Here is a 22,415-nt window from a genome sequence, read left to right as displayed (position 1 = left end):
AGTGGAGAGAAATATGGGAACTGTTCAAGATGATATTGAAGAAGAAATTGTAGAACAGAGTATTTTTGGACGAAATCAATTTAAAGAATTAATAGAATGGCTTCAAGCACGAAAAATGTTCCAAATAAGATGTGAAATTACAGGTATGTATAATTTGACAGAGCAATTTTTCAAAGGTAAAGGTGTTATTCTGAAAAGATATGATGGCCGGGTTTTCCCAAATACTGTTTACATTCTGCTTAATGAGGGGGATATTGGAAAAGATGAGATTTTAATTGGTCGACGAATAATAGAAGTTACGAATCAGCATCTAATTCAACCATTTCAAACTTTTGGAATGAATCAACTTGAAATTTCAGAATTATCAGAAGCTATCGCTCCTAATGTATTTGTTCTTGAAAATTCATTTAAAAAAGATCTACAGCACCAGACTTTTTTTCGTAATAGAGAATATGATAGAAGTATTGATTATTTAACTTCTTTAATTAAAAAATATGAAGTTAATGCTTATATTGAAGGAATACTTGTTTCAAAAATTAAACAAATTCCGTGTATTATTACAGGAATGGTAAAATCAGTTGTTGGAAAAGATATTTATATTTCATTATGGGATGCTTTTGATCCTACTGATCCATTGAACGATGAAACTAAAGAATGGTTAACAAGAGACTGGATCATCCAAATTGGTCAGATGGGGATTAACAAGGTTCATCCCAAATATTTATTGTTTGAAACAGGTGAAGAACTTGCTTTAACAAAAAAAGTTTTAATTACAAAAAATTTATCCGTTTCATTTTCTGGAAGAAAAATTATTGAAGATGTATCTTTTACATTGGAAAAAGGAGAGATTATGGGAATAATTGGAGAATCTGGAGCAGGTAAATCTACGACAGTTAAAGCAATACTTGGGGAAGTTGATTATTCAGGAGAAATTCTTGTGTTTGGTATTGATGCACATGATACTAAAGCGATTGCTCCATTTATTGGTTATGTCCCACAAGATCTTTCACGTATGTATCAAAATTTCAACTGTTTGGAGAATATTGTTGCTTTTGGAAGACAATATGGTGTTCCAGATGAACTTCTAATTCAACGAGGAAAAAAAATACTTACAGATTTGGGTATTGGATACATCGCTAATCAACCAGTTTCTTCACTTTCTGGGGGTCAAAAAAGACGCGCTTCAATTGCAATTGCTATGGTTCATAATCCATATCTTATATTTTTAGATGAGCCTACTTCTGGGCTAGATCCATTAGCAAGATATGAGTTATGGAATTATTTGGATTTGATAAATAAAGAATATGGGATTTCGTTAGTAGTCATTTCTCATTATTTAGATGAAATTGAATATTGCGATAAAGCTTGCATTTTTTTACGTGGGATAGGGTTTTATGATTTTAACTCTCCTCAAGGATTAAAAATGACTCTACCAGGTAAAGGATTGGCACTAGAAGTTACATTAGAAACTGTTAACATAGAAGCAGTTGAAATATTAAGGCAAATTCCTGGAGTTGTTTTTGTAATTCAACGAGGAGAACGAATACGATTATTAAGTGATATTCCTTCCAAAATATTAGGTGATCGTGTCATTGAATCATTACAACGTGCTAAAATTCCCCTTCACAGTATTACATATAAAGTTTCAGTCGACATGGTTGATTATTTTACTTATGTGAGTGTAATTCATCAGCAAGAAGGGGGGGGTGACTTAGGTCATCGTTCAAAACGGGAAATACTTGAAATAACAAAAGGTGCAAAAAGTACTAGTGAGCCCGGGATTGTAACCTTATCAGATAATCAAACTTTAATGATTGATGTTGACATGGATAAGATTAATGTCCCAGTAGAAAAAATTGATGAAACGCGCGCTAGCTTGAAAGAACAAAAAGATAAACTTCAAAAAAAAATAAAAAAAAAAAACTAAAATACAAAAAGTAAAGTGGAAAAAAATGAAGCGAACTCGACAAAAATATTTTATAAATGGTAAAATTTTCCAAAAACAAGTTAGAATTTTCTTTATATTCTTGATTTTAATGATTCCTGGATTTTTTCTCCATGTTCAATCACCAACAATTCAGAATAATAATAATAATAATTTGCTTCAAATGATAAATAAATCCACTCAAAATTCACCAAAAACACCTACTTTTGCTTATATTGATCCACGATTATCTGATCTTATTAAAGCTAATGAAGATCCATATAAGAAAGTAAATGTTCTTCTTTTCTATTCCGATAAACCTGTTAAATATTCTGAATTATCCAAATATGGAACAATACAAATCTCATTTACTTTACTTAAAGGAAGTAAATTTGAAACTACTCTTAATCATATTGAAAAATTGGGATTATTGCCTTATATTCAATCAATTTGGTGGGATTTGCCTATTCCTACTTCAATTCCCTCATCAAATATTATAGATTCTCCTTCTTTCTTAACAAAGGCTGAATATAAAACTCAGAGTAGTGAATTTGTAAATTTTACTGATGAAATTAAAGCGGATCAATTATGGCAACGAGATATTTCTGGAAAAGGTGTAGTAATTGCTTTACTTGATACTGGTATTGATATTTCTGGTTCTGGAGGTGGCAATTTGGATGATTTAGATGATAATAGTTCAACAAGCGATCCTAAATTTCTTGGTGGTGTATCAATGGTTCCTGATGAACCTCTTTACTATACTGACTTAACAGGTCGAGGTACTTTTCATGCAGGCATTGCTTGTGGGACTGCTGGATTAAATCCCGAATATATTGGTGTTGCTCCAGATGCAAAGTACTTAAACGTGAAAATTTTCGATTCACTTGGGATAACATATTGGTCGTTTATGATATCTGGTATTGAGTGGGCTATTGAGCATGGAGCGGATATAATTCTATTTGTAGCCACTATTCCTGGATTGTATTTGGATCCAGTTTGTCAAATAGTGAATGCTGCCGTAGATCGTGGTGTAATTGTAATAACTCCTGTGGGTGATGATGGTCCTTCTTATATGAGCGTCAATACTCCTGGACAAGCCAATCAAGCAATTTCTGTTGGAGCTTATAATTCAATAACTAAAGAAGTGTGGGAACATTCAAGTCGAGGTCCATCGTATGATTTTCACGTTGGACCTGATGTAATTGCTCCTGGGGTTGATTTGATTGGACCTAGAGCAAGATATCTAACGAATGAAAGTATAGAATTAGCTATGAATTTTATAACTCAAATTTCAAGTGAGATGACTACAGTTTTAAATTCTCAATTGAATTCCCTTCAAGTAGAATTAGATACTCTTTCAAATTCTATCCCAAAATCACCTTACGGGACACCACTTTCTGAAGACTCTAATTATACTCGTGCTTCTGGGACAGGTGCGGCAGCAGCCGTATGTGCTGGTGGTGTTGCTTTATTACTTGATGCTTTTCCTTTAGCAACGCCAGTAATTATTCAACAAGCTCTAATGCGAGGTGCTCATTCGATTAGTTTTCCTCAAGATATTAATTCAGAAGGTTCAGGATTAATTGATCTATTCGCTTCTTATTCATGGCTCCAAGATTTTTATAAGAAAAATTTCACTGATTTTCAGAGTTCTTCAGTACCACTTTTTTATTCAGGAATGATAACTAATGAAGATTTAACCAATGTATCTCAATACAGCACAGATCTGAATTATTCACAAATTGAAAATACTACCTTTTCAGCATTTATGAGTTCTCAAATGATGAGTTCTGCTTTAGTTATTAATACACTAAATGAAAGTGATCCATTAGACGTTCAGAACATCTCAATACATCTTCCATTGAATCAATTTGGTGTGGGATACTCTCTTTCTGGAGATTCTGAAGATTTTGAATTTCATTGGTTATCAGAATTTAAGGTAGTAAAAGAAATGCATGAAATGGTAAATACAATTGTTTATCCTGATGGATATCGAAGATATGTCAGTATTCTTGAATTCGGAGGGCTTTATATTGCTTGCTTAGTGGAGACTTGGGCTTATCTAGGAGAAAAGAGTGATACCATATCAACATTTAATTTTACAAGTCCCTTAACTGGGGAATCTTATCAGACTGGTTTAAATTTTTCAACCTTGAAATTGACTCATCGATTAAACGCCTTTAAATTTTCCTTTCATTTTATTAATGAGCGAAAAGATCATCAATCATTTAGAAACTTAACTTTAATTTCTTTTATAAAGGGAGATTTATTTGTAAATGAAACAGGAACCTTAGATAATCTAAATTACAAAGGATTTGATGCAGAGAATACTTTGGAATTCATGAAGGACGATATAGTTGTATTTGATTCACAATCTCAAATGATGTGGGTGGAAGATTTTGATAATTCATCGAATTTACTTAATAATCCAAGGTACGTAGCAATTGGATTTGTATCTTCATCGCATAATTTATCTTCTTTTGCAGTTGGGAATAGCTTTGACATCTTATTAAATATTTCTCAAGCTAATTTGGCAAATTATACTTGGAATTCAAATATTTCAAAAGATGTTGTTTTTTCACAAAAAAATTCAACTAATTCTCTTATCGATCCAAGTTTTGCACAACTTTATTCTTTAAATGATTTAGAATTTGGAACTACTTCTGAATTTAATGGTGTTATGTCCATTTCTCAAGCAAATTCCATATCAGAATGTCGTAATTTTGTTAAATTAAATGCTGAATTACTTCAAACAAATACAACTATCTACAATATCACTGATCTGATTGTTTTTTCTGCCAATTTTTCGAGAATTCATGAACCACATGTTCCCTATCAATCATCTGTAAAAATTCTTAATTTAGGAAATCAAATTATTCCAAATACACAATTAGTTTTTTATTCAAATCGAACTGTAAAACATGGAGAATCTGAGATTTATTCACGTATTATTTCTATTCAAAATCTTCAGCCATTTAATTTAAAATCATATAATACTTCTTGGATTCCTTTGGATTCTGGAATTTATCAAATTGGCTGGGTTCTTGGAGATATGGATCAATTTTCTGGAACACCATCGATTACTGATTTAGAATATCTTCTATTTCAAAATCCTGAAATAACAGATTATAGAGAGATGACAGACAGTATTGATGTTAATTATCTTTCTAACATTCTTTTCCGCAATATTTTTATTATTAACGCTTCTCTTTTAGAAAACAAAAAAATCTCGACCTTTTTAGTAACACCTTTTAATCTTGATATCGCTCCGATGCAGATTTATACTCCCCTTGATTATGCTGTTTATAATCTTTCAATTTTAGCAATTCGAGATATTAATAATGTAGAAATCTCTACTGATGGATTGGGAAAGCGAATTGTCCAATTTGTTGAATATTCATCGGTAAATACTCCCTCATTTTTACTTTTATCATCTAAAAAATTAGATTTACATACATACAATTCAATTCCTCTTATACTTTTTGGTAATCCTCTCATTCCTCCTGGTCAAATTAATTTTAATATAACATTTCGTCTTGAAGGAGAGAATCAAGCTTTTTATTCAATTCCAGTATCTTTTCAAATCAGTCCAACTCGCGGTCGAGTCTGGTTTGATGCTACCCATTTAAACTTTTTCCGATCTGAAAAAATAAATAATCTGGCATCTTTAACAAGTTTTGGTGATATTTCTAAATTGAATTTGTCTGCAGAAGAAAATTTCGGAAATTTCAATGATATTTTAAAAGGGAATTTCGATATTTCATCATTATTCGATTTAAACGAGCGACTTGATACTACTTGGGGAAATTATTATGATCTACATTCATCATGGGCTAATCCAACTTCAAATTTTGGAAAGGGTGCCTTAGTATCAACAATTCTTCCATTTTTGGATCTTAATCTTTCGCAATTTTTTGATTTTTCTCAATTTAAAAATGCATCAGAATCGAGTAATGAACAAGATTATTTCTTTAATACACAAGATCTTCTTCCAGAAACAAGTTTTTTGGGTGATTCTATTGGGAATTATAAATTTGAGAATGAAATAATATCCACTACAACGATCAATCACGATCTACTTCAATTTTTTGATGTACTCGTTATCAATGATCCTGAACAGGCATTTACCAAAGATGAAATGGATGATATCTATGATTGGGTTGATTCTGGAGGAACTTTATTTGTTTGGGGTGAAGATTATCTTCATTCAAATTTAGAATCACTAAACAAATTATTGAATGAATTTGGTTTAAAATTTGCCAATACATCCTTCTATCCTTATGATACATATAAGCAATTTGAGGGTAATGATGGTCTATGCTATTTAGACTTTTCTGCTTCAGATAAAATCAGTTCATTATTCCGATCAACAAGTCTCTCAGCTAATTCTATCGCTCTACGTGATCCAATCGAAGTTTTTTCTACCAAATCTGATTCTCAAATTCTTGGTTATAAAACTATGTTTGATGGAGAACATGGCGTAATCGGCCTTTCAACTTATGGGAAAGGAAAAGTTTTTGCAATAGGTGATTCGGATATTTTTAAAAGATCTTATCTTTCAAAAGCAGACAACTCTAAATTCGCCCAACAATTAATCCAATGGGGGCTTTCAAAATATTATAATATGAAAATTGAAATCACTCCATCAATTTTACCCCTTTCTACTCAAGGTTTTGTAGATATATCTTTTTCAAATTATGAATTCATGAAAGAACAAAATTTATTTTCTAATGGATTTTTGTTTGTTGGACTTTATTTTGATTCAAATGGAGAATCAATAAATGCCAGCTTATACGGGATTGATACTCCACTTCTTCCATTATTTGAAACTGAAACTGGGCATTATGATACTTTTTTTGATACTAAATGGATAAATCAAACAGGAATATATTATATATTATTAATTATAGATCATCCTGCAGCTGTAAGTGAGATTTCATATATTACTTTTGATGTAGTTGAAGGACCTCCATCTTCAAGTATTCAACAATACATGATACCAAATCCCTCATATCCTCATTATATTGATATTATTGGTGTATTTGGTATTATTCTGATGATGGCTGGATTGTATTATTACAATCAACAAAAAAGTAAAACTCGATTGAAAATCATTCCTCTTCAAGGAGACTATTTAAATTTGGCCAAAACGCGATTATATGAAGGTGAAACCTTACTAAAACTTATGTTACGAGGGATTAAAAAAACAGATGTAGAAGAAATTGAACGATTGCGCTTTTTACTTTCAAATCAAAAAAGAGTAATTAAATTCTTCAAAGATTTGAATAAATTTGGAGAAACTATAGGAGAACATTACTGATTGTTCAATTCTTTAATATATTTGGGGATTACATGGTTAATAATAATGATAATTTTTTATTAATAATCTAATAATATCGAAAAAAAGGGAAAAATATGAGTTCTTACCAATATCGTCAGAGAATGATGTTCAGAAAGCGAATTCTTGATATTTTTGTATTAACACTTTCTGTAGGAGGTATTTTAGGAAGCATGTTTATGATTGGATATTGCGGATTTTGGCTCCAAATCAAGTTAATAAAGCCATATTTGCTTTATTTCATCATAATCATGTTAGGGATAATGGGATTACATATTTTTCGGAAAGAAATCGAAATTTAAATGATTTAGATGCAAAAAAACCTAAAAAGATTTAAGTAAAAATGATTAAATACCTAAATACTTAAGTGCGCAGATTATTTAATATTCTTCTTAAAGAAACACGAATTTTTTTATAGGAATACCCATTATTTAGCAGTGAATGATATGGTTGAACCAAAAATTTGCGAAAATTGCGGAGCTGAAGTGTCTGCAGATGATATTTATTGTGCATTTTGTGGCGCCAATTTAAAAATTCAAAAAAAGAATTGGGATTCTAAAAAAATTCCTGATATTCCAGTAGATCTGCAATTAAATAAAAACTCAATTCAAGAATATAAAAATCTTACTACACAAATAGAACAATTGCAAAAAGTTGATTCTTCTTATGCAGAACATAAAAAATACTTCCAAATTCTCCAAGATCAACTTAGAATCGCTCAAAAAAATTATGAAAATTTACACATTAACACTCAAAAAGAATTAAAGGATGTTGAGAAATTAAAAAATTTGAGTCTTAAATCGATTCTTGCAAGTATTCGTGGAGATAGAGAAGACAAGATTAAAAAAGAAGAATTAGAATACTATACAGCATTGAATCGAGAACAGGCAGCTAAAAATGATTTGGATGAACTTCACAAGCGTCTAAATATTGCACAATCAGAACTTGAGAATCTCGCCAAATTAGTGAAGAAAAAGCAAAATCTTGAGAAATCTTTAGTTTTTTTAATTGATAAAATTTGTGAAGGCGTAAAAGATCCTATCGAAGATAAATTGGAAAATGAACTTCAAAACCTTTTACATCAGCAAAATCCTTTGGAAATTCAAAGAAATCAACTAAGAAATGCACTAAGTCATCTTAATAATGCTGAATTTCATTATTCAAATGCTCTTGAATCGATTCGAAAGGCTCTTCGCGCTAGTGATTGGGATACTTTCTTTAGAGGCGGTTATTTTGCTGATTCTATTAAACATTCTAATATTGCTGATGCCCGAGATTCTGATATTCGAGCACGTCGTTCAATCCAGTTGGCTTACAAAATCATTCCTAATATGCCTCCAATTCCAGCTGCGAAAATTGAAGATATTTCTGTATTTTGGGATGTATTCTTTGATAATTTTTTTTCTGATCTTAATGCTCGAGAAAAAATAGCTAGATCACGAGAATCACTTATGGAAGCGTATCATGGTGTAAAATCTGCAAAAAATTGGGTTAATAATGAATTACAAAGAATAAATTCTCAGTTTAAAGAATTACATGAAAAAATTAAACACACACGCAATGAACTGACAAAAAGAAGAAGAATTTTAATTGAACAAGCCATTTAAACTTGATCTCTTATTCACTCTACTACCAAGAATTATAATAAAAAAAGGGATCTTTTTTCTTAAGAATACTTTTAATCCACAATGTATAACACTTAGGTAATAACATTTTTTTTGTTTAATTCAAACGGGAAAGGAGCCAATGATTTTCGATATACCTTTAGATTACGCCGGTTTTTCATTGATCGTTTGGACAGGCCTTTTTTTAGGTGTTTTACATTCGATCATGCCATGTGAAGATAAGTTTATTTTTATTTTCTATTCTTTTGGTGTGGCGAGAGACTGGAAGCAAGCTTTCCGAATTATTAATTTCTATGGTGCTGGATTATTTTTAATGAATTTGATCATTGGAGGTATTGTTTCATATGTAGGGGCTATTTTTGGTGCATTAATAAACATAGATAATTATAGGTTTATTTGGAATGCAGTATCTTCTAGTATTCTTATCATTAGTGGAATAATTATGTTGATTCAATTGAAACGACGAACTTATTGGCCTCATAGCGATCAATTTCAAGAATTAACTGAAAGTCTGGCAACTTTACGGTCTCGTAAACGAACTGCCTTTTTGTTAGGGATCTTGGCAGGAATCCCCCCTTGTATTTTTGAAACAGCAGTATATTTACAAGCAGTCTCAATTTCAGTTAGTTATGGTTGGGGAAATGGAACATGGGTCGTATTTTTCTTTGGAATTGGTAGTTGGTTAGGTTTGTATCCATTAGCATTAGTTGGTAGTGCTAGTGGTAAATTGTCAAAAGCGTTACAAGGATCAACTCTTCAAAAGATTCAACAGCGTTTGAAAAGAGCAGATAAAGGAAAATCCTATTCTTTGGAAGATACAAATCAAAGAAAAGTCGATATTGATTTAAATCAAAGTGGTGCAAAATCCTTAAGTAAATTATCAAGTTCATCAAAAATTGAACATGCAAGTGCATTAATAATGATTGCTTTTGGAGTTCTTTTTCTAATTTTGGCGATTTTTCAAATTGAAATCATTCCTCCTGAAAATATTCCCACACGTGTACCTTGGCCATTTCCAATATAAGCCTTTTTTTAATTGAATATAAATTGGAAGAATTCGTTTGAATTAGTTCCGAATCTTTTTTAATTCAAAATGCTTGATTTCTATGATAATAAATTTACATGATTATTTTTCAAAGAGGAGATTAAGATTTAAATGGGAATACGGGAGATAGAAGATCGAAATCGAATGCGGGAGTTAATGCGCAAAAAAGCCGCAGAATTAAAGATGCAAAGATTAGAAGCAAAAACTGCAATAACTAAAATGACAAAAGAAAAATTGGCACAGATCGCAAAAAAACATGGAGTAATTATTGCCTTGGATCCCGAAATGCAGGAAGCTATAGAAGAAATTCGTCAGAAGTATAACATTCCAAAAGAACGAATTATAAAGGAACAAATTACAGAAGATTCTGTTTTAAAACGTGGAAAAAAGGTTGATCATGAAAAATTAGGTATGTTAGCTTATCAACGAGTAATGCTTGAAAAACAAGAAACCGGTGGACTTCTCACTTTGCCAGATATTTTTGATCGCGTAAATACAGGTATTTTACAAGGTAAAATTACAATTGATGATGTGGAAAAGGCAGTAAAAATATTGAAGAAATCGAATGTTATCCCCGAACTTCGCAAATTAGAAAATGGCGTATTAATTGCCTCCTTTTTCCCTGTTCAGTATACACAAGATCAAGCATTAATACTCAATTTAGTTAAAGATGACGGTGTTATAACAACTGGAGATGTGTGTAAAAATTTGAATTGGACCATCGAACGGGCGGAACGGGCTTTACAGAATTTAGTAGACACTCGAGTAGCGCGTATTATGGAAACCTTTCGAACTGGAAAGCGCTACTTCTTTCCTAGCTTAAAAATTAAGAAAAAATAAGGATTTATTATTTAAATATTGCTTTAATTTTTAGAACAGATTCAATTTCATTTTTTTTTTCATACTAATTTAAATTTGATTCCAAATTGATTATCATCGAGTTCTATCATGGTGGCTTTATGCATTTTTTCTAATTTACGAAAAATAGTTTTTAAATCTTCCACAGGTAAAAGTGCAAATTCTTGATTTGAATTTCGAATATCTGGTATCATTACAACATCAAAAATTGCGTTATTGTATGCCCATTCTTCAATAATTGTTATCCATTCTTCCAAAGATTTCCAATAAACCCGCAATTGATCCTTTTTCTTTTTGTTCCCTACCCATTTTGCAAGATCTTTTTCGACTAATGCTTCACACAGAGTCATTATTGATTTTTTTCTATCAATAAACTTGTTAAAGGGTTTTTCAGTAAGTAATCTTTTTGGAAAAATTATATGTAAAGTTCCAATACGTGCATAATCTAATAACACTTGACTCCATTCCTCTCTCCAAGAATCGAAATCTTGCTTTGCTTTCTTTGGATTTGGCATTGAATACATAAATTCATATTGTGGTTCTCCGATCCAATCATGTAAATCAAGTAACTTTTCATAAAGTGTTTTAACTTGAACGACTTTTTCTTGAGCAACTTCTTTTTTAAGTTCTTCTAATTCTTTATTGATAATTGATTCGTCTGCAGATTCTTTTAATACGATTTCTCCTTTTGTGGCTGATTTAATATGTACTTTCAATTTCTCTTCTAATTCAACTAAAGGAACATCTTTATCAATAACAGTGGCTGTTTTTTCTTGTTCAATTTTTAAGAGCTCTGCTTCTAATTCCTTTAATTTCTGTAATTTTTTGAGCTTTACTTCACGTTCTTTCTTTTTTTTAAGAGATTCTATTTCTTCAGTTTGTGGTTTTTCTTTCTCTGAATTTTCTGGCTTTTCTGAAATTACCTTTTTTTTGCGAATTTTTTCCGCGATCATTATCACCCGCCGTATTCATCTCGCCATTCTTCAAATCGTTTAATTTCTTCTTTTGAAACAACTGGTTTAATAAATTTCATCACATTCAAAAAGTCTTCCTGCCGAATAGGACGCACATTAATTGTATCATCTCCATCAGTAAGTCTACCTGAAACATCAAGTTCGCGCACAGGTAGCATCACAACTTCTCGGCAGATTGTAGAAATATCGGAGCCAGAATATCCTTCAGTGGCTGCAGCTAACGCCTTAAAATCAACTGTATCATCTTTTTCGACACCCTTTGTGCAAAGTTCAAATATTTTTTCCCTTCCATCAATTGAGGGTAATCCAACATAAATTTTTTTCTCAAAACGTCGAAGAACTGCACTATCTATTTGCCAAGGTAAGTTTGTGGCAGCCATTACTGTTACCAACTTATCACTTTCACTTTTTACCCCCTGCATCTCTTGAAGAAATTGAGTTTTCAAACGACGTTCCCCTCCACCTTCATTTCCACTTCCACGTTTTCCTGCGATGCTATCGATTTCATCCATGAAAATAAGGGAAGGTGCGTCTAATCTCGCCACTTTAAATAGAGTTTTTAATAATTTTTCAGATTCCCCCAACCATTTACTAACCAAACTTGCAGAATCTGCTGCAAAAAATTTTACTCCGCATTCATTTGCAGCTGCTTTAGCTAGCAGTGTTTTTCCACAACCAGGTGGGCCGAAAAGTAAGATTCCTTTCCAAGGTTTGCGTGCTCCTGTAAAAAGTTCAGGGTGTGCCATTGGTAAAACAACTGCTTCACGAATTGCTTGCTTTGGTAATTCCATTCCGGCTACATCATCCCATGTTTCTTTAGGTCGTTCGGTGATAATCGTACCGTCAATTACTTTTCGAAGTTCTTTTTCTTCATCACTTATTTCTTCTTGTTCGTCATCATCTGTTTTGTTTTCATCTCTCTCGTCTTTTGCCCGCTTTTTTGAAGTTGGACCTTTTCCTCCTGAGGGCACTTTTATTTTCTTTTTACTCATATTGGTCAGCAATTCTGCACGTTTGAAATATTGTTTTGCTTTATCGATTGCCAAAGCTTTCAATTTTGAATTTTTACAAAATTTTGCAAAATCATATAGAGTTTCTGATGCAGAAAGATACTTATCAGCAGCTGCATCGAATTGCTTGTTACGATCCAATTCAATGGCTTGATTTGCCATCTTTATTGCTGCATTAAAAATAGCATTATCGTTGGTCATGATTATTCACTTTTTTCGATTTTCTAATAGCAAAACGAGAGAGTGGGTTTTTCTGTTCTACTATTATAAGTATTTTTGTAGGCTTAAAAATTATTTTTACCACCAGTTGCTATCAATAATTAAAATTCAGAAAAAATTTAAAATAATTTCAAGAAAATTTGGGTAAAAAGATCTGATTTTGATTCAGAAAAATAGAACATCCAAATTATCGATGAAATCACAGAAAAAAAGAAAGAAAAAAAAGGAATTCTAACCTCTTTTTATCCTTTTCTAAGGTTATAAAGGAATCGAGGCCAAAATAGCAACCAAATGCAAATTGCCAGCAAATAATTCCATTCTAAGATCGCTGAAACTTCTTTATCAAAAAATAATTTATTCAAAATAAATGATCCCAAACACAAAATACCTGAAAATTGAAAATACATTTTTAAAACGTACATTGGAAAAAGCTTTTTTTCATTTCCATTTCTCTGAAATAATAATTTTTGAGACTCTATAATTTGAAAACTTAAATTGGCAGTATGATAATAACCCAAAAAGGCAATGAGTGCGAATATGTAATGAATTACTCCTAAATCTAATGGGAAAATGCCAACAAATGAAAAACCCAAAGCTGAAAATATTCCTACAAATAAAAATTGCTTTGCTTTTTTGGGATGAATTTTTTTAAACTTCCCTGTTAAATAGATTATATATGGAATATGGGCAATTCCATTAAGTATCACCCCAATTCGCCAAAATATACTTCCAATTGGATTCAAACCAGGACTTCCTTGATCGCTAATTGTGTTTTTCCAGAAAATATAATCCGTTGGATAAAGTATTTGTGCAAGAATTGAAACAAGAACTAATCCTGAAAATACAATCCAGATATAAGTACGAATATATCTAAAATTAAAACTCTGAAAATAATTAAAATTCTGAAAATATTTAAAATCTTTTTGCTTAGAAATGAATTCTTTATCTGTGTTTAAACTAAAATTTTCGCTAAATTTTCTAGTTCGACCGAATTCTCTGTCAAGTTCTCCTTTTTCATTTCCATTTCTTGTATTCACAATTACTTTTGATTTTATCATTGTTTTGGGTAGAAGCATTTTTTTCACTTTTTAACTTATGTAGATCTGACAATTATTGTTATATCTATATAGTGTAATTTCGTATTTATAAACTTTGTCATATCTATATAGTCGTGAAGTATGTTTTTTACTTTATTTTAAAATAAGTGAAAAGTTTCATAACGTACCTTATTTTATTTATGGATTTTGGCAGCTATATCGATTAATTGTGATTCAGATAAAAGATCAAGCAATTTCAAAAAGATTATCCAATCCTGTGAGTTAAATAAGTTATGAATAACACAGATAAATCCCCATCTAGCAATGAATTTTAGATGATTTTGTACAATGGGGATAAATTCATTTCTAAATACAGCCCCACCCAATTCTAAGAAAAAACGGATTTCATCATATCGCATATTATTAACTACTTTCCAGCCCCAACTAAGAAATATTTGAGATTCATCCTGATTAAGACGGGATTTTTTACTTTGAAGTGGTGTATTCACTGATACTAAATTATTCATAATGATTCGATATTGATATGAGGCTGGTGTATTTTAATCCCGAAGAAATTTGGAAAGCGATGAAAGTCAAATACATTTAATATAATTCTTGACTCTTTGATTTCATCTCAATTTTTCATGATATGTTTTGCATAATATCTATCTTTTCAAACAGGGAATTTTATAAATTATGTAATTAAATTTTTTGCCGAAATATGTCGATTTTTATCCTCCGGAGGATATTTAGGATTTTTCCTTTTGTTCTTATAAATTAATAAATTAAAATTTAAAGGCTTGACAAACTGATCATAATTAAATTTTAAGCGATGGAACATGAAGCAACTACATTTTAACATGTACAACAGGAAGTTAAAGATGTGCTGATGAACTTTATGAATCCAAATTTGAATATGAATTCTTTTACGAAGAAAATTCAAAAATATTGGTTAAATTTATTTGTAATATTACAATGAAAAAAGAATCAGAGCATATTCAAAAATAATTTTGCTTTGTTTCATTTTAGCGTGAATCAAAAAAATTACAAAAGTTTGAAAAAAACAACCAATCCAAAACGACCCTTAAGCGATCAATTTGACAGATCCGTCTTGAACAAATTGTTATGCAGACAGAACGGGTTAAGGAAATAAAACTTATTCACACTTAATCGCTCGAATTACAGATCTTTCCACTTCTTTAATCCGCCTTCTACGAATACAACATTTTGGAATCCAGATTTTTTTAACATTCTGGCTGCAATCTCTGCTCGTTTACCTGAACCACATATGGTAACTATTTTTTTATTATACCATTTTAATAGTTGGGATAAATCATTCATAATTGCTGATAATGGGATATGGATCGCTTCAGGAATTGGACCTAATTTTCCAGAAAGTTCATTCTCTCCCCGTACGTCAATTAAAACAAAATCTTTATCTTTATTTAGCATACTAGAAAGTATATGAGGTGAAATGGCCCTAACAGAATAATTTTCTAAAGATGGGTCTAAAGTACCCATTGTTTCACACGCTGGACTATCCAATGGGACCCACGCTGCTTTAAGATCTTGAGTGCATTGATAATTTGCTTTTATTACATCTTTCATCCAATCTGCTGGTCCTAACTCTAAATTATTTATATAGTCGAGATATGCTTCTTGGTTAGTAAATTGAAGATATGGATTTTTTTGCATTTGTTCGCTAAGTGTTGCTGGTTGGTTTCCACGATATTCATGAGCTGGATAAACTGTTAAATTTCCAGGCAGTTGTTTTATTTTTTCTAATGACATCCAATGTTGTTCAGGAGAACCTCCTGGTAAATCATCTCTTCCTGCTCCTGCTTCTCCCAAAAAAAGTACATCTCCTGTGAATAATTTTCCTGGAATTATCAATGATATAGAATCTGAAGTATGACCGGGAGTATCGAGTATTTTTATCGAGATTCCTTCAAAATTTATCACCATTCCATCTTGAACCTTTATTGAAACACATCGAGCTTTAGAATTTTGATTCATAACTATATCTGGGCTATCTGCTTTATATTTTTCCCTTAATGCACCTGCAGCTGAAATGTGGTCTGCGTGAGTATGCGTATCGAAAATGTATTTTAATGTATAGTTATTTTGTTCAATAATATTAATATAATCTTGTAGATGATCTAGCTGTGGGTCAACCAATGCAATTGATAATGAGTGTAGTGGCCGAATTAGATAAGCTTTACAAGTATGATCAGGATTTATCATATAGAATTCATATTCATGATCATTTGTTTGCATGCCTCATTTTCTCCATTGGTTTTAAATTCAATTAAAACCGCTCCCAAGCACGGTGAACTGCATCACCAGTCATCTCAATAACATGTTTCATTTCACTTTCTGGTGCAAGTCCAATTGCTGGTGCGATTTTCATGATGGAAATATGGGATACATAAATCTTTCCTGCTTCTTCATATACAGCAAAGCTACATGGAAATAACAATCCAACATCTTTTGAAACATCCAAAGCTGCTTTGGCAAATTTTGGACCACATGCTAAGATTATTGTATACTTTGGATATTCGATATTTAATTTTTTTTTGAAAATTTCATCAAGGGATTTTACTAACATAACGTTAAATCCTTCTTCACCAACAATTTTAGTTACTTTTGCAACTGCTTCATCAAAATTAGTATCCATTTTTTTTTTTAAGAAATTTACCACTTTAATCAAAATTCTTTTAATTTTTATCTTCAAAAACATTGTGCTTTGTAAAAATAAAGAAATCAACCTAATGATTTTAAATTAATAACAGTAAAAAATAATCTTTATTCTAATAAATTTTAAATCATTTTTTGTTAACTTTCGAAGGCTCAAATTTCTTATGGGAATTCTACTTATTCAAAATATGGTCAAAGAAATTACTGAAGATGAACTCGATGAGTTGATCAAAACCAAAAAAATAGTTATTGTTGATTTTTCAGCTGTTTGGTGTATGCCATGCAAATCACTAGGGAAAGTCTTAGAAGAAAAAGTTGCTCCAAAATTAAAAGATCGAGATGATGTTGCATTAGTAAAAATTGATATCGATAAAAATCGCGGTATTGCTGAGGGTTTGCAAATTATGTCCGTCCCAAGTATGATGTTTTTCTTTAAAGGGCAACGAATTGTATTTCAAGGTGAAAATGGGAAGAATGAAGACCGTATTGTAGGATTTGCTCCAAATATTGATGAAATTATTTTTGGATTGATAGAGCAGTTAGATAAAACCCCAGAACCCCCAGCAGAGAATTCATAATAAATAATTTATAACGCTAATTTTAATTTATTTTTATAATTTTTGATTCTCTGTTAAATATATTTTCTTAAATATTTGATTTTTTCTTTCGTTTTGCTTTCTTCTTCTTCTCAGGTAAAGGTTTTCTGAAGATAAGGAAATAATGATGATGCACGTTTGAGATATATGTGTTTGGATAGCCCCAAATTCCTAATTTTTTATCACGTTGACACCACAAGAATTCTTGGCACAGCTGCCAGCCGAATTTTCGCATTTCTAAAGCGAATTCCCATGCAATAGGATAGAATTGTTGTTTTACCTTAAGTAAATTCTGCATGATTACTGCGATATAAGATCCAGGGCGCATTACTTCCAATATTTTTGCGTAAATTTGAAGTAACTCGTTTAAAAATTCTGAATATTCTGCAATATTCCCCACATCTTGCGCACTTTTAGAAAAGGTTAAATCTAGGCCTTTTTCTTTACGATCTTTATGCGTGCTGTTTGAACCACCACGGGAATGATGCAACATATCCCAATATGGCGGAGAAGAAATGCAAAAATCAAATTTTGGAAGTCCTAGTTTAGGAATATTTCTAGCATCTCCAACTACAATATATTGGTTTGTTCTTTTAGCTGCAATTTTTGCCCATTTTTCTGTTAATTCAATTCCAACTCCATTACGATGAGTTTGATCACAAGCAACTAAGGTTGATCCAGTTCCTAAAAATGGATCTAATACCCACATTCCTTCCTTAGTGAAAAACTTAATAAATTTTCCAATCAGATCTTCTGGAAATTTTGCGGGATGGAGATGTTCTTGCAAATTTTTATTTCTAGGTGGAGGATGATGTTCAAACCATGATCGTGTAAATTTAATCCATTCTGTCCCTGTAAGGTTGTTTAAAGTATTTCGAGGGCTATATTTTCCGCGACCTTCTATCTCAATGGGTTCACTAGGTTCTTCAATTTTAGAAAAGAGTGGTTCAAATATTGATGAAAAAGAATCTTCGTTGGAATGTTGCAATGTAAGTAAATCTTTAGCATAGAGAAGCATCTTAAGTGAAAATATGCAAGGAAATCTTTTATTTATTCGGATTTTTATATCAACTTGCATGGTAAAAAATGATTTTATAACTAATGATGAAGATCATGTTTTTCATTTTGATGTTTGTATTATTGGTGGGGGCATCGCAGGTAATTTTTTAGCTTCACTTCTATGTTCTTCTTACTCCAATTCTTTTAATTCGCCGATTTCTGTATGTGTTGTAGAAGAACATTCCGAAATTGGGTTTCCTTTTCAATGTGCAGGAATTGTTTCTCAAAAATTATTATCTTTAGTAAGAATTCCAAAAGAAATTGTTTTAAATCGCATTGATAAAGCATATTTATATTCTCCTAATCTCCAAAGTATTTGTGTTTCTGCCCAAGAGCGCCCTGTAGTAATCAATAGAATTGCATTTGATAAGTATTTTGCAAAAAAGGCGCTTGAACATGGGGCAGTTTATTTCATGAAGGAAAAATTCCTTCGATTTAAACAAATTAACAAAAAATTAGTTGAAGTTCAAACCAATCATCGAAAAATCACTTGTAATATTTTAGTCGGTGCTGATGGTCCAATTTCTCAAGTTGGTCGCCAATTTGGGCATAAAAATGTCGTTATTCCAGCAGCACAAGTTAGGGCTCGAATAAATCATCCTTATAATATAACTTCGATGTATTTTAATAATAGATGGCGCGAATTATTCGGATACATCGTTCCAGAAGGAAAAAATAGAATTTCTCGCATTGGATTAGCATGCCAACATCATACACCCCAAAAATTAAAACAGTTCCTACAAATACTTCATGTTTCTTCATCAAGTATCGAAGATAGGCAAGGTGGTATAATTCCTATTGGTGTTCCTTATCGATTTGTTTGGGACAACGTGGTCTTAATCGGTGATTCTGCAGGATTTGTCAAGGCAACTACTGGCGGAGGTATTATTATGATCTTAAGTGCAGCAAAGATCTTAGCTCCTGCGATTTTTAGTGCCTTAAATAATCAAGATTTTTCTTACCGATTCTTTCGTAGAAAATATCAACAGCCATTTAAAAGAACTTTGGGAATAGAGTTGAAAATTCACTTTTTAATTCGTATTTTCCTTTTAAATTTACAGAAAGCAGATTATGAACGACTTTTCAAATTTTACAAACTTTCAAAGATCCAAAAGATGGTTTTTAATGACGCAGATATGGATTTTCCTGGTCGAATTATAAAAAAACTATTAATGACATCGGAGTTTTGGATAAAAATTCTGCCAATTACTTTTCGTTACTTGAAATTAATACCAATTTTTATCAGAATAATTTTAACATAAATATGAAATAGTGAAATAAGTGAAAAGTTAAATTTGTCGTTTTTTGTGGTGACAATTTTAGCCTCCCTTTTTTTTAAATAGCATTCATTTCGCTTTATTATTGTTGAAAAAAAATGAATTCTTTATCTAAATCATCATCTATACGAATGATACATCCAATGAAAACTAATCATAAAATGTTTGTTTTTATGCTTACAGGAAGTATATTTGGAGGTGTCTATATAACCATAAAGTATTTCCTTCAAATTGCATATATATCTCCTCTTCTCCTCTCTGCTCTCTTTTTAACTGCAATTACTTTTCTTTTATTTGGAGTATATTATTGGAGCAATGATCTAACTAAAAGTCAATTATTTCTTCTAGGTTCTATATGTATGTTGATTGGAAGTGGATTTCTTTTATTGTTTATCTTGAATAAAAATCAAATTTTCATGGATATAGGGATAGTTGGCATAGTTATCGGTATTTTTGCGCTTTTTTACTTTACTCTGTTATTATTTAGCAAGAAAATAGGCAAAGAATCAGAATATGAATACGAGTAATTTCATTTAATTCACAATAACAAGTAGATGGAAAATCTAATTCCAACTTATTTTTTTTGAAAGAAATTTAATGTTCTTTGAATTTCATTTATATAATCAAATGGCAAGATATCCATATGATTAATTGTCGTTTCTTGATTTTTTATGATGTTAAGGGGAATAAAGGGAAGTTCTTTTAAATTGGAGAGTAAAATACGTGGAAAAAGTCGCTTTCCATGGCTGAAAGTCATAAATAAATAATACGCAGATAATTCAGATCTAATTTGATTTATCAACATTGTTTGATAAGAATGCAGACTTTTGGGTAAAATTATATTATAAATACTTTGAGATGTTAGTATTCCTGAATCAACTGAAGCTGCACATATATACATGTTATGTAGTAATTGCCGAACAATAATTCTTGAATTCTCATAATATTTTAAGGATTTATATTGAATTCCCTTATAACCTAAAGAAATCAGACTATCGGGTTCTGCATGAGTAGTTGATTCAGAAAAATTTTGAAGGAAATATTTCTGATTATTTAAATTGGATTTTAAAAGCGCTGACGAACTTTTTTTTAATTGAAATGGTTGAATAATGCAAGTTTTAATAATACCATTTGATTTCGGGAGATTTTGATGACAATTTTTGCATTTTAATCGTTTTTCTGAAAAGGGCATCCAAATCTTACATGAAGGGCACTGCATTATTTCCCCCTTTTTTGATAATTCAACACCTCGAAAAACATGAATTTTTTCTAGATGGTTATTTCGATTCCACTCATTTATACTAATAAATTTTTTTTTTAACCAAATTACAATGGGACTTTTGTCTATTTGGTGAAGGTTTAGCAAATTGGAAAAATTCTGGAGGAGATTGGACTTTTTTCCATGAAATCGAGTTGATTCAGCATATTCTATTGATATATGTCCATTTTGATCATTATTTGTTTTATGTAGAAAAATTTCAATATTTTCAACCACAGCAGTTAAAAATGTATTTGAAACCTTCTTGATCTTAATGAAATCACAATAAGAAACAATCAATTTTCTAATATTCTGGCGTGAATTTAATGTAAGTATCGTTTCGGGAATAATCAATCCCAATATTCCATTTGGTGGTAGTAATCTTAAACTTCTCTCAATAAATACATCCGATATATCGAATTGGCCATTTGCAGATTGATAACCTGCCTTTCTAAGATAAGAAAGATAATATTTTGAGAGTTCTCGATAAAAAATATAAGGAGGGTTACCTATAATAATTGTAGGCTCAAATTTTTGTAGATCATCTGATTTATCCAAAAAGTCAAGTTGAAATATTTGAATGGGTGGAATGTCTTTAAGAATTTCAAGAGAAATATCCAATTTTTGATTTTTGATAAAAAGTAAAGATATAACTGTGGAAAGTATTATAGTCATGAATATGCTTAGAGGATCGAGATCAACTGCTGCAAGTTTATTCTTTATACCCTTCCATAATGATTTTCTTCTGGAATCTCTGGAATGAAGATTATTGTGTGAAAATTTTTTCTCTTTAAGAAATGGATGATTTTGAAGTTCTTGTATCAATATCCAAGTAATAAAGAACCCTGAACCACAACCAACATCCAACCAATGTTTTTGTGTAAATTTTTGTGGTTGTTTTTTGAAATAATATTGAATATTAATTTGTTCTATTTGTTTTTCTTTATTTTTAATTTGATTTTGATAATTTTTTTTCCATAGTAAATTGCAATTCGAGATAATTTCTTTAACTATTGTAATAGGGGTAAATACCTGGCCCAATTTACTTTTAATTTCACTATTTCGTTCCATAATAATTTGTGAGAATTGTTTTGTTATATAAATAAATTGGTTTTCTAAGTTCTTTTGTAAGAATAGGGTATCAAAAAAGTCTATCCAAGAATTGCTGCTTGAAGTATTATTACTGTGAAAAATTATTTGATTATCTGGCAAATCTTGCAAATTTAAAAATATAATGTTATAAAATTCTGAATAGTTCTCTGAATTAATTATATCTGAATGATATTCTAATGCTTTTAAAAATTGTCTCCAAAAATCAATTAACTTTCCATAAATATCTCGATCTGATAACAAGATAAAAAAAAAAGGAATACACTACCAAAAAAAATATCGAATTAATGGAAAAAGTTGTTTTTCTTCATATATTTTTAAGATACTTTTAATGATTAATCAAGTATAAAGAAATCTCTGAAAAAATATGAAAAAAAAGCAAAAAACT

The 22,415-nt window shown here is 30.8% G+C and carries 17 protein-coding genes; 9 read left to right on the top strand and 8 right to left on the bottom strand.

All coding sequences use genetic code 11. The features are described from left to right. Positions 1-13 precede the first annotated feature (13 nt). The 6 genes from ACXLDF_RS10595 to ACXLDF_RS10570 all read left to right on the top strand — a co-directional run bounded on the left by ACXLDF_RS10595 (position 14) and on the right by ACXLDF_RS10570 (position 10,772). Entirely contained in the window at positions 14-1,927 is a 1,914-nt protein-coding gene (locus tag ACXLDF_RS10595; RefSeq protein ID WP_457558497.1) for an ABC transporter ATP-binding protein, read from the top strand. Between the two features lie 25 nt (positions 1,928-1,952). Beyond that, positions 1,953-7,244: a DUF4350 domain-containing protein gene (locus ACXLDF_RS10590; RefSeq protein WP_457558496.1), complete on the top strand. Its 5,292-nt coding sequence runs from the start codon at positions 1,953-1,955 to the stop codon at positions 7,242-7,244. Between the two features lie 95 nt (positions 7,245-7,339). Then, positions 7,340-7,564: a hypothetical protein gene (locus ACXLDF_RS10585; protein ID WP_457558495.1), complete on the top strand. Its 225-nt coding sequence runs from the start codon at positions 7,340-7,342 to the stop codon at positions 7,562-7,564. A gap of 144 nt (positions 7,565-7,708) precedes the next feature. Next, entirely contained in the window at positions 7,709-8,869 is a 1,161-nt protein-coding gene (locus ACXLDF_RS10580; protein ID WP_457558494.1) for a zinc ribbon domain-containing protein, read from the top strand. 139 nt (positions 8,870-9,008) lie between these two features. Next, positions 9,009-9,911, top strand: coding sequence for an urease accessory protein UreH domain-containing protein (locus ACXLDF_RS10575; RefSeq protein ID WP_457558493.1), 903 nt, complete (start codon positions 9,009-9,011; stop codon positions 9,909-9,911). 132 nt (positions 9,912-10,043) lie between these two features. Then, the gene (locus tag ACXLDF_RS10570; protein WP_457558492.1) at positions 10,044-10,772 is read left to right on the top strand and encodes a hypothetical protein; all 729 of its coding nucleotides are present in this window, start codon (positions 10,044-10,046) and stop codon (positions 10,770-10,772) included. A 59-nt stretch (positions 10,773-10,831) separates the two neighbouring features. On the opposite strand, the gene ACXLDF_RS10565 is transcribed toward ACXLDF_RS10570, so the two are convergent. From ACXLDF_RS10565 to ACXLDF_RS10540, 6 genes are all read right to left on the bottom strand, one after another. Beyond that, positions 10,832-11,743 (bottom strand): vacuolar protein-sorting-associated protein 25, encoded by a 912-nt coding sequence (locus tag ACXLDF_RS10565; RefSeq protein WP_457558491.1) that lies wholly within the window; start codon positions 11,741-11,743, stop codon positions 10,832-10,834. A gap of 2 nt (positions 11,744-11,745) precedes the next feature. Next, positions 11,746-12,975 (bottom strand): AAA family ATPase, encoded by a 1,230-nt coding sequence (locus tag ACXLDF_RS10560; RefSeq protein ID WP_457558490.1) that lies wholly within the window; start codon positions 12,973-12,975, stop codon positions 11,746-11,748. Between the two features lie 260 nt (positions 12,976-13,235). Further along, on the bottom strand, positions 13,236-14,069 hold the full coding sequence (locus ACXLDF_RS10555; RefSeq protein ID WP_457558489.1) for a DUF998 domain-containing protein: 834 nt from the start codon (positions 14,067-14,069) through the stop codon (positions 13,236-13,238). Between the two features lie 155 nt (positions 14,070-14,224). Beyond that, complete coding sequence (locus ACXLDF_RS10550) at positions 14,225-14,557, bottom strand: hypothetical protein (protein WP_457558488.1); 333 nt, start codon at positions 14,555-14,557, stop codon at positions 14,225-14,227. A 652-nt stretch (positions 14,558-15,209) separates the two neighbouring features. Then, positions 15,210-16,307: an MBL fold metallo-hydrolase gene (locus ACXLDF_RS10545; RefSeq protein ID WP_457558487.1), complete on the bottom strand. Its 1,098-nt coding sequence runs from the start codon at positions 16,305-16,307 to the stop codon at positions 15,210-15,212. 31 nt (positions 16,308-16,338) lie between these two features. After that, positions 16,339-16,707, bottom strand: coding sequence for a DUF302 domain-containing protein (locus tag ACXLDF_RS10540; RefSeq protein ID WP_457558486.1), 369 nt, complete (start codon positions 16,705-16,707; stop codon positions 16,339-16,341). Between the two features lie 184 nt (positions 16,708-16,891). Here ACXLDF_RS10540 and ACXLDF_RS10535 point away from each other — a divergent pair, with 184 nt between their 5' ends. Next, entirely contained in the window at positions 16,892-17,305 is a 414-nt protein-coding gene (locus ACXLDF_RS10535; RefSeq protein ID WP_457558485.1) for a thioredoxin family protein, read from the top strand. Between the two features lie 67 nt (positions 17,306-17,372). On the opposite strand, the gene ACXLDF_RS10530 is transcribed toward ACXLDF_RS10535, so the two are convergent. Then, entirely contained in the window at positions 17,373-18,401 is a 1,029-nt protein-coding gene (locus ACXLDF_RS10530) for a DNA methyltransferase (RefSeq protein WP_457558484.1), read from the bottom strand. On the opposite strand from ACXLDF_RS10530, the gene ACXLDF_RS10525 reads away from it, so the two are divergent. Then, entirely contained in the window at positions 18,400-19,644 is a 1,245-nt protein-coding gene (locus tag ACXLDF_RS10525; protein ID WP_457558483.1) for a lycopene cyclase family protein, read from the top strand. The genes ACXLDF_RS10530 and ACXLDF_RS10525 overlap by 2 nt on opposite strands. 113 nt (positions 19,645-19,757) lie before the next feature. Continuing rightward, positions 19,758-20,186 carry a hypothetical protein gene (locus tag ACXLDF_RS10520; RefSeq protein WP_457558482.1) on the top strand — a complete coding sequence of 143 codons (429 nt, stop codon included), beginning with the start codon at positions 19,758-19,760 and terminating at the stop codon, positions 20,184-20,186. A gap of 47 nt (positions 20,187-20,233) precedes the next feature. Here ACXLDF_RS10520 and ACXLDF_RS10515 read toward each other — a convergent pair whose 3' ends face one another. After that, positions 20,234-22,270, bottom strand: coding sequence for an Eco57I restriction-modification methylase domain-containing protein (locus tag ACXLDF_RS10515; RefSeq protein WP_457558481.1), 2,037 nt, complete (start codon positions 22,268-22,270; stop codon positions 20,234-20,236). Positions 22,271-22,415 lie beyond the last annotated feature (145 nt).

Source organism: Candidatus Harpocratesius sp. (genome assembly GCF_054039255.1).
This window is presented reverse-complemented; position numbering and strand designations above follow the sequence as displayed.

What these genes read in the sequence shown, in the direction of transcription:
- ACXLDF_RS10595 (WP_457558497.1), top strand. Translation starts at nt 14, where the DNA reads ATGGGAACTGTTCAAGATGATATTGAAGAAGAAATTGTAGAACAGAGT.
- ACXLDF_RS10590 (WP_457558496.1), top strand. Translation starts at nt 1,953, where the DNA reads ATGAAGCGAACTCGACAAAAATATTTTATAAATGGTAAAATTTTCCAA.
- ACXLDF_RS10585 (WP_457558495.1), top strand. Translation starts at nt 7,340, where the DNA reads ATGAGTTCTTACCAATATCGTCAGAGAATGATGTTCAGAAAGCGAATT.
- ACXLDF_RS10580 (WP_457558494.1), top strand. Translation starts at nt 7,709, where the DNA reads ATGGTTGAACCAAAAATTTGCGAAAATTGCGGAGCTGAAGTGTCTGCA.
- ACXLDF_RS10575 (WP_457558493.1), top strand. Translation starts at nt 9,009, where the DNA reads ATGATTTTCGATATACCTTTAGATTACGCCGGTTTTTCATTGATCGTT.
- ACXLDF_RS10570 (WP_457558492.1), top strand. Translation starts at nt 10,044, where the DNA reads ATGGGAATACGGGAGATAGAAGATCGAAATCGAATGCGGGAGTTAATG.
- ACXLDF_RS10565 (WP_457558491.1), bottom strand. Translation starts at nt 11,743, where the DNA reads ATGATCGCGGAAAAAATTCGCAAAAAAAAGGTAATTTCAGAAAAGCCA.
- ACXLDF_RS10560 (WP_457558490.1), bottom strand. Translation starts at nt 12,975, where the DNA reads ATGACCAACGATAATGCTATTTTTAATGCAGCAATAAAGATGGCAAAT.
- ACXLDF_RS10555 (WP_457558489.1), bottom strand. Translation starts at nt 14,069, where the DNA reads ATGCTTCTACCCAAAACAATGATAAAATCAAAAGTAATTGTGAATACA.
- ACXLDF_RS10550 (WP_457558488.1), bottom strand. Translation starts at nt 14,557, where the DNA reads ATGAATAATTTAGTATCAGTGAATACACCACTTCAAAGTAAAAAATCC.
- ACXLDF_RS10545 (WP_457558487.1), bottom strand. Translation starts at nt 16,307, where the DNA reads ATGCAAACAAATGATCATGAATATGAATTCTATATGATAAATCCTGAT.
- ACXLDF_RS10540 (WP_457558486.1), bottom strand. Translation starts at nt 16,707, where the DNA reads ATGGATACTAATTTTGATGAAGCAGTTGCAAAAGTAACTAAAATTGTT.
- ACXLDF_RS10535 (WP_457558485.1), top strand. Translation starts at nt 16,892, where the DNA reads ATGGGAATTCTACTTATTCAAAATATGGTCAAAGAAATTACTGAAGAT.
- ACXLDF_RS10525 (WP_457558483.1), top strand. Translation starts at nt 18,400, where the DNA reads ATGGTAAAAAATGATTTTATAACTAATGATGAAGATCATGTTTTTCAT.
- ACXLDF_RS10530 (WP_457558484.1), bottom strand. Translation starts at nt 18,401, where the DNA reads ATGCAAGTTGATATAAAAATCCGAATAAATAAAAGATTTCCTTGCATA.
- ACXLDF_RS10520 (WP_457558482.1), top strand. Translation starts at nt 19,758, where the DNA reads ATGAATTCTTTATCTAAATCATCATCTATACGAATGATACATCCAATG.